Raw genomic sequence first — 12,349 nt, 5'->3', positions numbered from 1 at the left:
CTGCGAGGAAGCCCTGGGCCGGCAACTGGCGCGGGAGCTCCTGGACCGGTTGCCATGACCGACCGGCACGCCACCACCACACCTCAGGAGCAGGCCGACTTCCTCTTCGACGAACTCTCCGCCGCGCTACGCCACATCCCTGACGACCCGGCCCAAGCACTCGACGCCCTGCGTGTCGCGGACCGGGCCTTCGACGCCCTCCACGCCTGGCTGCGCGCCGGTAAACCACTCCCCCAACCCTGGCGTGACAAAGCCAAGGCGCGACCTCCCGAAGAGGGACCGGGAGACACCGGCTGAGCACGGGCGCTCGGGTGAACACGGCGCCAACCTCCAGGTGGGACGGTGAAGCCCTCATGAACTGCAACTAAAATTGCCATCTCACACCTTGTCGCAAGAAAAATTGCTCGTAATGTGGGCGTCGTGAACCTACAGGAGCGAATGAACAGGTACCGCGACCGGCTGACCAAGTCGGATCGCGTCCTTCTCGACGAACTTCTCTCCAACCCGGCCGAGGCCCCGCTGTGGCGGGGCGGAGAGGTCGCCCAACGTGCGGGGGTCCACCCCGCCGCCGCCACCCGGCTGGCGCAACGGCTCGGGTACCAGGGCTACCTGGAACTACGCGAAGACCTGCGCGAAGCCCACGAAGCACACCTCAACGGTGCCGGCGACCGGTTCCGCGCGGAACTTCGAGAGCAGGGTCAGAGCAGTGTCCTGGACACACTCCTTGCCACCGAACTCGACTCCCTCGCCGCGGTCGCCCACCACGTGGACCAGGCACGGATCGACGAGGTCGCCGACCGCCTCGTCGGCGCGCGCGTGGTCTACCTCTTCGCCCGCGGCAACGCGGGGGTCCTGGCCGAGCTTCTCGATAGTCGGTTGCGACGGTTCGGGATGCACGCGGTCAACCTCCTCGGCCCCGGCCGGCAGGTCGCCGAGCGTGTCCTGGCGATGTCGGACTCCGACGTCGTGGTGTCGTTCGCGTTTCGTCGCGCTCCACGCAACCTCACGGATCTATACGCCCACGCCGCCGAGGTGGGGGCTCGTTCCGTGCTCGTCACGGACACCCTCCACACCCTCGACCCGGCTCCCACCACCGTGCTCTCGGCCCCGCGCGGGCATCAGGAGGGCTTCTCCTCCCTGAGCGTCCCGATGATGATCGCGAACGCCATCGTGCTCACCATCGCCCAGCGGCACCCGGAAACCATCCTGCCCGCCCTGGACCGACTGGACGACCTGCTCACAGCGTTCGACTGACACCTCGGTCCCCCCTTCCACACGACGGCCGGTTCGCACCGGTCTCGCTCCCCCATGCGCGAAAACCGACACAAAGGACTGTCATGCGCTCCTCGAAACTGCTCACCACCTCCATCGCCCTCCCACTCGTCGTGACGCTCGCCGCCTGCGGTGGCGGCACTCCCCAGACCCCCGACGCCGACGCGGCCGCCCAATCCCACGAACTCGACGACGCCACCCATGAGGAACTCGTCGAACTGGCCGAGGAGGAGGGAGAGGTCACCGTCTACTCCTTCACCTCACGCATCACCTCGGTCGAGGAGGCCTTCGAGGCGGAGTACCCCGGCATCGACTTCGTCGGCCACGACATCTCCTCCTCCGAGCAGATCACCCGGTTGCAGTCCGAGGCACAGGCCGGAACCCCATCGGCGGACGTCGCCTACATCTCCGACGCGCCGGTGGTCATCACCGAACTGCTCGCGAGCGGCATCCTGCGGAACCACGTGCCACAGCGCGTCGCGGACTCCGTGCCCGAGGAGTACCAGGAGCCGCTGCTGGCCAACCGACTCTCGACCAAGATCCTCATGTACAACGAGGAGGCCCACCCAGACGGCAGCCCGATCGAGAACCTGTGGCAGCTGACCGAGGACGAGTGGAACGGCAAGGTCGTCATGGTCGACCCCGGGGTACGCGGCGACTACCTCGACCTCATGACGGAGATCGTCCGCCAGTCCGAGGAGATGGCCCAGGCCTACCAGGAGCTCCACGGGTCCGAGATCGAACTCGACGACGACGTCGAGAACGCCGGAGCGCAGTTCATCAAGGACCTGTACGCCAACGGTCTGGTCCTGGTCGACGACACGGACAACGTCAACGCGGCCGTGGGCCAGACCGGGCAGGAGGACCCGCCGGTCGGCATCACGTCCTACTCCGACCGCCGGGACAACGAGGAGGAGGGCTGGGCGCTCCAGGCCTCCCTGGACACCACCCCCTCGCTCGGCATCACCTTCCCCGCCTACATCGGCATGGTGCAGGACTCCGAGAACCCCGCCGCCGCACGCCTGGTCGCGGACTTCCTCATGGGCGACGACTCCGCGACCGGCGGCGCCGGCTACGAGCCCTTCTACGTCCCCGGTGACTACCCGGTCCGCACCGACATGGACCAGCCCGAGGACGCCGCCTCCCTCGACGAGCTCGGTGCCTGGGACATCGACCCCGAGGCGACCGCGGAGATCCGCTCGGACGTGGCGGACTTCCTGCTGACCCTTTGACCCCATAGCCCCGCCCCTCTCTCCATCTCCTCACCGCCCGAAAGGACCCGATGTCAACGGCACCCGCTCCCCGCCGCACCACGGTCGGCCGTACGGTGGCCCGTGCGCGCACGGCGCTCACCCGGCCGACCGTGGTGCTGGGGGCCGGCACCCTGCTCGTCCTCCTGGTCCTGGTGATGGCACCGCTCATCGGGCTGGTCAACACGACCTTGCAGAGCGATAACCGCCAGGCGTGGTCGGACGTGTTCGCCAGCCCGATGTCGCAGAACCTGCTGTGGCGGCCCATGGGCAACTCGATCCTCATGGGGGTCGCCACGGCCGTGGGCTCCACGGTGATCGGTGGATTCCTCGCCTGGGTCGTGGTGATGACCCGCGTCCCCGGGCGAAGGCTCCTTGGATTGCTGGCGATGATCCCCTTCGCGCTACCGAGCTTCGCGCTGGCGCTGGCGTGGGAGTCGGTCTTTCGCAACGACCTGGTGGGCGGATCCACCGGAATCCTCGTGAACCTGGGGATCTCCGTCCCGGACTGGTTGGCCTGGGGCCCGGTGCCGATCGCCGCGACCTTGACGGCCCACTACTTCTCACTGTCGTTCATGCTCATCGCGGCGGCGCTGGCCGGTGTCAACGGCGACCTCATGGAGGCCGCTGAGATGACGGGCGCCTCCACGCTGCGGGTGGCCAAGGACATCGCGTTGCCCGTGGTGGCCCCGGCGATGATCTCCGGCGCGCTGCTCGCGTTCGCCGAAGGGGTCTCCAACTTCGTCTCACCCGCCCTGCTGGGTCTGCCGGTCCGGTTCCACACGCTCTCGACCCGGTTGTACGGGGCGATCTCGACCGGTGACGTCTCACGCGGATACGTGTTGTCGATCGTGCTCATCCTCGTCGCGGCGCTGATCATGTACGCGTCGACCCGCGTCACCGGGGGTCGACGGAGCTTCGAGACGATCACCGGCAAGGGCGGCCGTCGACGGGGCGTCGAACTCGGGATCCTGGGGCGCCCCGTGGCCGGGCTCGCGTGGCTGCTGGTCACGTGCACCACGATCGTGCCCGGCATCGTGCTGGTGCTCAGTTCGCTGACCCGACACACGAACGACTTCACCTCCGGGCTGACCCTGCACTACTGGATCGGTGGTTCGGACCCCGCGCTCGCCCAGGGACAGCCGGGTGTGCTGAACAACCCGCAGATCCTTCAGGCCACCTGGAACACCGTCCTGCTCGGGGTGTGCGTGGCGATCGGCGCCGGTGTCCTCGGGCTGCTCATCTCCTATGTCATCACCCGGTCGAGCGGCCCGAAGTGGCTGGTGGGGACCTTGAACGTCACCTCGTTCGTGCCGTTCCTCATCCCGGGAATCGCGCTGGGCGCGGCGTTCATCGCGCAGTTCGGGGCGCCCATCGGCCCTCTTCCGAGCCTGTACGGAACGTTCGCGATCCTCGTGTTGGCCGGGATCGCGGCGACGATCCCGTTCTCGGTCCGGTCGGGCACCGCGGCCCTGAGCCAGGTCTCCAAGGACGTCGAGGAGTCCGCGGTGATGGCCGGCGCCGGTCTGTTCCGCAGGATCGGCGCCATCATCGCGCCGTTGACGGCCCGTGGTCTGTTCACCGGCGGGGTGCTCGTGTTCGTCCAGATGGTGCGCGACCTCTCCCTGGTCGTGCTGCTGGCGACCCCGGCGATGCCGGTCCTGGCCGTCCTCACCTACCAGTACTCCTCGGAGAACTTCACTCAATTGGCCAACGCGGTCACGGTCGTCATCGCGGTGATCTCGGTCGCGGCGACCATCATCGCCCGGCGTTTCGAAGGCGCCGCCCAGCCCTGGAACTCGAACTCATGACCTCAAGGACCGGCCTTCACCAGGTCGAAAGGACCGACATGCGACCCCGAGCCTCCTCGGCCTCCCTGACCATCACCGACCTGCGCAAGGACTTCGGCGACACCCCGGCCGTCGACGGCATATCGATCGACGTACCGGAGGGCTCGTTCCTGGTGTTGCTCGGGCCGTCCGGGTGCGGAAAGACGACGACTCTGCGGATGCTCGCGGGGTTGGAGGATCCCACCGGGGGTGAGATCCGCTTCGGCGACCGCGTCATCGCGCGCGGCGACGGGACCGAGATGGTGCCGCCCGCCGAACGCGAGGCCGGTCTGGTCTTCCAGTCCTACGCGTTGTGGCCGCACAAGACCGTGTTCCAGAACGTCACCTGGCCGCTGACCGTGGCCAAGTGGTCGAAGGAGGCGCGGCGGGCCCGGGGCGAGGAGGTGTTGTCGTTGCTGTCGATCTCCGACCTGGCCGACCGGTATCCGGGAGAGATCAGCGGCGGTCAGCAGCAGCGCGTGGCGATCGCCCGCATGATCGCCCCGCAGCCCAAGGTGTTGCTGTTCGACGAACCGTTGTCCAACCTCGACGCGAAACTTCGGGTGGACACCCGTGGCGAACTGATGCGCGTGCACAGGTCGACCGGTGCCACGAGCGTCTACGTCACGCACGACCAGGTCGAGGCGATGACCATGGCCACGCACATCGCGCTGATGAAGGACGGCCGGATCGAACAGTTCGGCACTCCGCGGGAACTGCTCGAATCACCGCGTACCGCGTTCACCGCCACGTTCATCGGCACCCCACCGGCGAACATCATCGATTGCGAGGTCGCCGGCGGGCGTCTGTCGGCGTTCGGCGTCGACTGCGGCGCCGCCCCCGCTTCGGTCCGGGGCGGGGCGCTCAAGGCGATGTACCGGGCGGGTTCGATCGAAATCGATCTTGAGGCGTCGGCTTCCGGATGTCTGGAGGCGACGTTCGCCGACCAGGTTCCGATGGCCGACAAGTGGGTCGTGGGCGTGGACCTTCTCGACGGTACGCGGGTGAGCGTCTCCCGCGACACACCGGTCGACCTGTTGCCCGGCGACGGGATCGGGCTGCGGCCACCGCAGGCTCCGGACGCCTACTTCGACGTCGATGGCGCCCTTCTGGACACCGAGGTGGTCCGATGACGCGACTGATCCTGGTCCGCCACGGCGAAACCGCGTGGAACGGACAGCGCCGTCTCCAAGGGCAGCAGGACATCGGCCTGTCGCAGGACGGGCGCCGGCAGGTCGCCGCGCTGGCGCGGACGGTCGCTCACCTGGCCCCCGGGTACGTCGTCACTTCGAGTCTGTGTCGCACGCGGGAGACCGCCGAGGTGCTCGGTGTCGAACCGGATGTGTGCGATCCCAGGCTCAACGAGGCCTACCTGGGCGACTGGGAGGGGCGGTACTCGGCGCAGATCAAGGAGGAGGACGCCGCAGAGTACACCGAGTGGCGGGCGGGGAGGTTCCACCCCCCGGGCGCCGAGAGCTTCGGCGAACTCACCGATCGGGTGGTCGCCGGGGTGGACGCCGCCGTGCGGCGGGCGAGGGAGGGTGACCATGGGACGCTCCTGGTCGTCACCCATGGCGGGCCGGTCCGGGCCTTCCTCGGGGCCGCCGTGGGACTGGACCCGAGTCGCACGGTGCCGAGCCATCCGGCGAGTCTGAGCATCGTCGACGTCGCTTCGGGTTTCGTCTCCCTCATCGAACCGGGGGCGGCCAAACTCCGGTTGTTCAACCACTCCCCCGCGATGTCACCGCTGGACCCGCCGGACTGACGGCCGTGCGAAGGTCGACGACCGGACCCGGTGGTCGACCACGCACGGCGCTCGGCCGGGGAACCCCGGCCGAGCGTCCGGCGAAGCGATCGGTGGGAACGGGATCCCTTCACGTCAGATGCAGTCGCCCCAGTTCCTGGGTGCATCGGGTGAGCGCGACATAGAGCCCGTTCCAGCCTCGCGGTTCAGCGACGATGCCCGGGGCGTCGATGAGCAGGGTGGCGTCCCATTCCAGGCCCTTGGCCTCGGTCGCGGAGAGAACCGATACGTCGGGTAGCGCCGCGCGCAAAGCCGGCACGCGTTCGAGGGGCGCGATGACACCGACCAGCCCTCCCGTCCATCGTTTCGACAGCTCCTCGACGACACGTGCCGCCTCGGCCACGAGATGGCCCTCTTCCACAGCGCGTTCCCAGGGCTCGACGCCTGAGGCCCGGACCGCGCGAGGCGGCTCGTTCCGGCTACCCGCGTTCTGGAGCACCGGCCCGGTGAGAGCCATGACCTCGAACGGAGTGCGGTAACAGATGGTCAATCGGGCCTCCGTCCACCTCTCGCCGAAGGCCGCACCGACCGCCTCCTCCCAGGTGGTGTGCCGGTGCGGCGCCTCGGCCTGGTCGATGTCGCCTACAGCGGTGATCGACCGCGAAGGGCATCGGCGCATCACCATCTGCCACTGCATCTCCGAGAGCTCCTGGGCTTCGTCGATGACGACGTGTCCGTAGACCCAGTCCCTGCGCGCCGCGGCACGATCGGTCAGAAACTCCCCCTGCTCACCGTTCGACCGAGCATCACCCAGCGAGTCGGCCAGGGCATCGAACAGGGGGATGTCGCTGCTCGCCCACTCTCGCGGTTCAGCGAGAACCATTCCTCTTTCGGTGTCGGTGAGCCCCGGCACCCATCGGCGCAAGAGCGCTTCGTCACCAAGGAGCCGACGTAGTTCCACCTTCGTATCGCGGGTCGGCCACCATTCCCGCAACGTCGCGGCCACGCCGGGGTCGGTGGCGATCCGGTCGTGCAGCCGCTCCAGGTCCTCCTCCGTGAGTTCCCCGTCGACATCGGTGCCGGTGGTGCCATTGCTCGCGGCACGATTGTCGGAGTGAGCGAATCCGGCGTCGAACCGATCGAGTATGTCCTCGAAGCCCTCCTCCATTCTCGCCAGTGTCTCTTCGTTGCGTTCGGCTATCGCATCGGTCAGAAGATGGTGGACCTGTTCGCTGAAGCCGGCGCGCGCCGCGTGGTAGGAGTGCCCCGAGGTAGCCGAGGCGAGGGCTCTGGCGACCCGTCGTTCATCGATCGTGTACCGCTCCCCCTCCCACTCCAGTTCGAGGTCGACGGGCCGCGGGACGAGCGCCGCGGAGTACCCGGAGAGTGCCTGTTGCCAGAGCGCCCGACCTTTGATCTCCGCGACTTCGCGCGGCTCGGCACGCTCCACACCGATTCCCGGCACGAGGGTGTCGCAGGTCGCCGAGACGATGGCGGTCTCCCCGAGTGCCGGCAGCACCTGGGTGATGTAGTCCAGGAAACGCAGTGACGGTCCGAGAACCAGTACGCCCTGTGCGGCGAGCCGCGGATGGGTGAAGAGCAGGTACGCCACTCGGTGCAGTGCCACCACGGTCTTGCCGGTGCCCGGGCCGCCTTGGACGACCAGCGGCCCGCGGGAGTCGGCGCGGATCACATAGTCCTGCTCACGTTGCAGGGTGGCCGCGGCGGTGCCCATTCGGCCGGTGCGCCGCTCGTCGAGGGCTGCGAGCAGGGCGCCCTCACCGACCAGCTCGTTCGCACCCGACCCATCGAGTGGTTCGTCATCGACGCCGATCACCACGCACCCGTCGACGCGTACGTGGCGACGTCGGCCCTGGCCCTGGGGGTCGATCGGTGTCGCGGTGTAGAAGGCCCGTGCGGCCGGTGCACGCCAATCGATCACCAGGGGATCATCGTCGTCTCCGGCGCTGGAGATACCGACCCGCCCCACATGCAGGACCGTCCGGTCGAGCGCGTCGAGTCGGCCGAAGATCAGACCCTGGTCGGCGCGCCGCAGCTCCTCGCGGTGGGCGGCCAACACGCGCATCCGGGCATGCCCGGTCGCGTCGCCCGCCGGGATCGCGAGTTCGGCGTCGAGGTGCTGGAGTAGCTCGTCGCGGCGGGCGAAGGCTTCGTCGAGGACCGACTGCTCCTCGGCCACGGCCGCCGCGTGCGCGGCGGAGTCTTCGTTCAGTGGTGTGGAGACACTGTCCAGGTGCACTCGCACTCCGTTCTCTATGCTTCACGATGATCGGAAAGAGCGAACCATCACGACGTCGTGGGATATCAGGGGCGCCCGCGAGGAGAGTCATACCTGAGTCGTGCTTGCCGGAAAGGACGACCCGGGGCGCTTATCGCCCATCGGGTTCGATGGGCGTCATGAACGCTAGGCCACATCTTCGACGTTAATGCAACCCGTCATCCGATGGCGCGGAAGTCCCTGACATCACAGTGACCGTCGATGGCATTATACCTATCTTGTGGTCACGGCCAGACGGTTGCGTGAGGCCCCGGTGTCTGTTAGCGAATACCGAATTCCGCATTCTCGATTGTCATCCCGAATTCCGAACCCGGTTTCCCAGAGCCTTCCCCTCGACCGAGGAGGAACAGGAATGCCGAAGGTGGTGTCCTGGCTCATCGGACGGTGGCCGTTCGCGTGTTCGGGGAATGACCACACCAGCGCGGTCGAGCATCCCCGAACGACCGCGAACCGGCTCGTGGCCACCAAGACCTGAGATCCGACCGGAGTCTCATCCCGCCTTCGTTCCGCGCGGGTCGGTCTCCGCACCTTCCTCGGGAAGACACGTCAACAGGTCGTCCGCGTTCGTTCGTGCTCCAACGATTCGAGCCACGATCCGGTCCTGGATCGAACGCGGAACCATCCGACTCAACACGTTCATCACTCGGGCGCCGGACGGTGACAGCACGCAGAACGACCGGCGGGCACTCCTGCGGGAGCACCCCTCGCGGAGAGGGATGGACGAGGCGCTCAGGCCCCGGATACGAGCGGGAAAAACGGATTCTGGGCGACACGCCCCATCACGGAGCGTGTCCGGCATGTACAGCACGTGCAGGATACGAGGAGGTACCCGAGGGAGGACACATGCCCGAGCACCGGCCATTGACCGTGCACATCGGCCACCATGAGCTGGTCATCCGGCGTCGCTACGAAGTCGTCAGCATCTGCAACGACATCCTGATCGCGGCGTGGTTCATCGCCGGGAGCATCATGTTCTTCTATTCGAGCATGATGGTCCCCGGGACCTGGTGCTTTCTCATCGGCAGCATCGAACTCCTGATCCGCCCGGCCATTCGACTCACCCGCCTGGTGCACATTCGGAGCATTCAGGGCCAAGGTGGATCCGGCGGCACGTCCTCGGAGACCGCGATGGACTTCTAGTGCCCCGGTCAGGACGCGAAAAGGCACAAGAGGGAGTAGGCGGTGAGGAAGCTCAGAACGAGGGCCGCCACGAGTACGAGCAGGTCCGGGCGAAATCGGCTTCTCTCGCGCGCCTCCCCTTCCACGTCCCGGAGCCGAGAGCGGTCGAATTCGTTCTGGAGAAGGGTGCCCGGGGCGTGGCGAAGCCGGGGACCGGCCGATGTCCGCCATCGGTCAGCACCAGGGCGAGCCCTCCTGTGATGGCCGGCGTCAACAGGGTGGTGAAGGACATCAGAGACGTGAGAGTGGCGGCGGTGACCGTGCGGCATACCGGTTTCGTCCGCATCGTCGCCTACCGGTTCGCTTCTTTTCGCGAACGCCTAGTGTTCCGAGTCGTTGATTCGATGGGTAGATGGTGACGGTGACTCGGATTTCCGTGGCGGGGTGGTCGGGTGCTTGGCGGGGGCGAACTGTTCGGTGGCGATCAGGATCACCACGAACGCGAGCGGTACGATCCAACCGCTCCAGCCAAGGATCGTCGCTTGCGTGGTGTCGATGTGCTCGCCCGCCATCGCGAAGAGGAGGTAGCTGCCGCCGGCCCCGTTGAACGCGGCGTGGGCGAGGGCGGCGGGCCATACCGATCCTGATCGGAGCCGCAGCCAGCCGAAGACCGCACCGACCAGGACGCACATGATGACCATCGCGGTCAGGCCGAGCCAGCCCGGCGCGCCGGGGTAGTTGTACCCGAGCAGGATGAGCGGGGCGTGCCAAAGGCCCCAGATCACGCCGGAGACCAACAGAGCCGGAAGAGTGCCTAGAGGCATCAGCTTGGGAAGCAGCCATCCCCGCCACCCGAGTTCCTCGCCCAGCGCTGGGATGAGGTTGATGAACGCCGCCAGGGGGAGTGTGGCGAGCTGGAGGGCGATGAGCGCGCCGATCGGGATCGGGGTTTCGGCCGCTCCCGATGTGCCCACTTGCTCGTCGAGGGACTGCTGGAAGGCGGAGAAGTTCGCGAAGTCGGCCGGGTAGACCCCCAGGAGCGCGCCGACTGGGAGCGCAACCAGGACGAGTGCGATGGGCACGAAGATCCCCAGGGCGGCGTAGCCGAGCAGCCTTGGAGCCGGCCTGAGCGGCCATAGTCCCAGCGTCCACGCCTTGTGCCGCGGTCGTTCCATGAAGAACACGACGATCAGGGCGGCGATCGTCGGTGTCATCATCGTCGCGACGGCGACGGCGGGGAACCAAGGGCTGGTGAGTCCATCGCCGAGCCAGAGCGGGAGCGCGAGCAACCAGGCGAGCGCGAACGACAAGATGGTGAACACGCTGATGGATCGCAGGTCGCGTCTGTTCATGCGGGGTCCGCCTCGGGCCTGGGCCGTCTTCGCACCGACTGGAGGTTTCATGGTCACGACGTCTGCCTTTCGAGGATGTGCAGCCCGGCGATGGTGCGGTCGTCACGGAACGTGATCCGTGCGGTGTAGTCGCCCGCCTCGAACGAGATCGGCGTGTTCGTGACCGTCACATCACCGGCCCGGGCGACCTCCGGCTTTCCCTGCCCCTCGAACGCTCCCGACAGGCCGACGATCTGCGCCCACGCGGCGGCGAGCGCGTCCTCTGAAAGTCCGTCGCACATGGTCGGGTCGAACTGCTCGGTGACACGTGACCAGTGCCCGGAGGCGAGGTCTTCGATCACGGAAGCGACCAGTTCGACGGTGCCGGGGAGCGGGGTGTTGTTCATGGGTTGTCCTGTTCTGGGGTCGATGGGTTTGCCGTAGCGCTGAAACGCCGCTTGCCTGCTCACGCCGAGGGCGTCGCCGATCACCTGCCACGTAGCGCCGTTCTGGCGTGCTTGCTCCACGACCGCGCGCACAACGTCCTCGGCTGCCGTTTGCATGCTCACGGCGTGCCCGATCGGGTTGGCCCAGTCGTTGGTGGCGGTCAGGACGCGTGACGCGAGGAGGGCGTCCGTGTGGGATTTCAAAGCCCGCAGCGCTTCTGTTAACTTCTCTTGCATGCGTAAAGCATAAGTTGACACGTAGGGCTCTTGTCAAGCCAGCGAGCGCAACGGTGTGGCGTGACGGGGGCGCGGAGGCATCCTCAGGGGCGTCGTCGAAGTCGGTCGCGGAGGCGGTGGACTACGCGGCGGAGTTCGGTACCTCCGCGGAGAACGCGATGGACTTCTAGCGCTGCTGTCAGGACGCGAAGAGGTACTCGATAGCCTGGGCGGAGAGGAAGCTCAAAACCAGGGTCGCCACGAGTACGAGCAGGTCCGGCCGGAACCGAGTCGTCTCGTGCGCCTCCCCTTCCACGTCCCGAAGCCGAGAGCGGTCGAGTTCCTCCTGAAGTCGATCCCCCGGGGCGTGGTGGAGCCGGTAGCGCCGCATTTCCCCATAGGGCGAGGGGTCGAATCCGGGAATCGGCCGATGTCCGCCATCGGTCAGCACCAGGGCGAGCCCTCCGGTGATGGTCACGAAGTCGACCAGGTGGAAGGGCACGAAGCGGTCGACGAACATGCCCCGCAACTCGAATCCTGTGTCGGTGATCAACACTTGACGGGTGGCCACCTTGAAGGTGAGCCACAGGACGACGGCCAGGGCGAGCGATCCCCATAGGTGGATTCGCAGGAGTGTGTCCGAGGAATTGACACCGCTCTTGGTCGACATCACGAAGATGACCAGCATCAAAAGAACGATAAAGGACATCAAAGACGTGAGGGTGACGGCGTTGACCGTGTGGCGTACCGGATTCGTCTGCATCGTCGCCCATCTGTTCGATTCTTTTCGCGAGAGCCTAGCGAGAACGGGACCGGTGCGTCCCTCGGGCCCCTGGGAACCAC

General features: G+C 67.1%; 11 protein-coding genes. 7 read left to right on the top strand and 4 right to left on the bottom strand.

Annotation, left to right across the window (positions count from 1 at the left end; all coding sequences use genetic code 11):
- Positions 1–54: 54 nt before the first annotated feature.
- From NLI01S_RS04615 to NLI01S_RS04590, 6 genes are all read left to right on the top strand, one after another.
- Entirely contained in the window at positions 55–297 is a 243-nt protein-coding gene (locus NLI01S_RS04615; RefSeq protein ID WP_067599639.1) for a hypothetical protein, read from the top strand.
- Between the two features lie 114 nt (positions 298–411).
- Entirely contained in the window at positions 412–1,254 is an 843-nt protein-coding gene (locus NLI01S_RS04610; RefSeq protein WP_067599636.1) for a MurR/RpiR family transcriptional regulator, read from the top strand.
- Between the two features lie 83 nt (positions 1,255–1,337).
- Positions 1,338–2,504, top strand: a complete 1,167-nt coding sequence (locus NLI01S_RS04605) for an ABC transporter substrate-binding protein (RefSeq protein ID WP_067599626.1) — start codon at positions 1,338–1,340, stop codon at positions 2,502–2,504.
- A gap of 50 nt (positions 2,505–2,554) precedes the next feature.
- Positions 2,555–4,333 (top strand): ABC transporter permease, encoded by a 1,779-nt coding sequence (locus NLI01S_RS04600; protein WP_067599623.1) that lies wholly within the window; start codon positions 2,555–2,557, stop codon positions 4,331–4,333.
- A 38-nt stretch (positions 4,334–4,371) separates the two neighbouring features.
- Positions 4,372–5,484: an ABC transporter ATP-binding protein gene (locus NLI01S_RS04595; RefSeq protein ID WP_067599712.1), complete on the top strand. Its 1,113-nt coding sequence runs from the start codon at positions 4,372–4,374 to the stop codon at positions 5,482–5,484.
- Positions 5,481–6,116 carry a histidine phosphatase family protein gene (locus NLI01S_RS04590; RefSeq protein ID WP_067599620.1) on the top strand — a complete coding sequence of 212 codons (636 nt, stop codon included), beginning with the start codon at positions 5,481–5,483 and terminating at the stop codon, positions 6,114–6,116. The genes NLI01S_RS04595 and NLI01S_RS04590 overlap by 4 nt, the downstream gene beginning before the upstream one ends.
- Before the next feature lie 109 nt (positions 6,117–6,225).
- On the opposite strand, the gene NLI01S_RS04585 is transcribed toward NLI01S_RS04590, so the two are convergent.
- Positions 6,226–8,355 (bottom strand): HelD family protein, encoded by a 2,130-nt coding sequence (locus NLI01S_RS04585; protein WP_067599617.1) that lies wholly within the window; start codon positions 8,353–8,355, stop codon positions 6,226–6,228.
- 882 nt (positions 8,356–9,237) lie between these two features.
- Here NLI01S_RS04585 and NLI01S_RS04580 point away from each other — a divergent pair.
- Positions 9,238–9,534 (top strand): YrhK family protein, encoded by a 297-nt coding sequence (locus tag NLI01S_RS04580; protein ID WP_067599614.1) that lies wholly within the window; start codon positions 9,238–9,240, stop codon positions 9,532–9,534.
- Positions 9,535–9,893: 359 nt separating this feature from the next.
- On the opposite strand, the gene NLI01S_RS04575 is transcribed toward NLI01S_RS04580, so the two are convergent.
- The 3 genes from NLI01S_RS04575 to NLI01S_RS04565 form a co-directional block, all read right to left on the bottom strand.
- A complete protein-coding gene (locus NLI01S_RS04575) occupies positions 9,894–10,865 on the bottom strand; it encodes a CPBP family intramembrane glutamic endopeptidase (RefSeq protein ID WP_067599610.1) in 972 nt (323 codons plus the stop codon).
- Positions 10,866–10,918: 53 nt separating this feature from the next.
- A complete protein-coding gene (locus NLI01S_RS04570) occupies positions 10,919–11,527 on the bottom strand; it encodes a DUF3887 domain-containing protein (RefSeq protein WP_067599607.1) in 609 nt (202 codons plus the stop codon).
- A gap of 178 nt (positions 11,528–11,705) precedes the next feature.
- Positions 11,706–12,194, bottom strand: coding sequence for a hypothetical protein (locus tag NLI01S_RS04565; protein ID WP_157090958.1), 489 nt, complete (start codon positions 12,192–12,194; stop codon positions 11,706–11,708).
- Between the last annotated feature and the right edge of the window lie 155 nt (positions 12,195–12,349).

The sequence above is a fragment of the Nocardiopsis listeri NBRC 13360 genome (assembly GCF_001570765.1).
Classification (GTDB): domain Bacteria; phylum Actinomycetota; class Actinomycetes; order Streptosporangiales; family Streptosporangiaceae; genus Nocardiopsis; species Nocardiopsis listeri.
Note: the sequence above shows the minus strand (reverse complement) of the source record. Positions and strands in the feature narration are given on the sequence as shown.

Excerpts from the sequence above, each read along its gene's own strand:
- NLI01S_RS04615 (WP_067599639.1), top strand. The coding sequence starts at position 55 with ATGACCGACCGGCACGCCACCACCACACCTCAGGAGCAGGCCGACTTC.
- NLI01S_RS04605 (WP_067599626.1), top strand. The coding sequence starts at position 1,338 with ATGCGCTCCTCGAAACTGCTCACCACCTCCATCGCCCTCCCACTCGTC.
- NLI01S_RS04600 (WP_067599623.1), top strand. The coding sequence starts at position 2,555 with ATGTCAACGGCACCCGCTCCCCGCCGCACCACGGTCGGCCGTACGGTG.
- NLI01S_RS04595 (WP_067599712.1), top strand. The coding sequence starts at position 4,372 with ATGCGACCCCGAGCCTCCTCGGCCTCCCTGACCATCACCGACCTGCGC.
- NLI01S_RS04590 (WP_067599620.1), top strand. The coding sequence starts at position 5,481 with ATGACGCGACTGATCCTGGTCCGCCACGGCGAAACCGCGTGGAACGGA.
- NLI01S_RS04580 (WP_067599614.1), top strand. The coding sequence starts at position 9,238 with ATGCCCGAGCACCGGCCATTGACCGTGCACATCGGCCACCATGAGCTG.
- NLI01S_RS04575 (WP_067599610.1), bottom strand. The coding sequence starts at position 10,865 with ATGAACAGACGCGACCTGCGATCCATCAGCGTGTTCACCATCTTGTCG.
- NLI01S_RS04570 (WP_067599607.1), bottom strand. The coding sequence starts at position 11,527 with ATGCAAGAGAAGTTAACAGAAGCGCTGCGGGCTTTGAAATCCCACACG.
- NLI01S_RS04565 (WP_157090958.1), bottom strand. The coding sequence starts at position 12,194 with ATGCTGGTCATCTTCGTGATGTCGACCAAGAGCGGTGTCAATTCCTCG.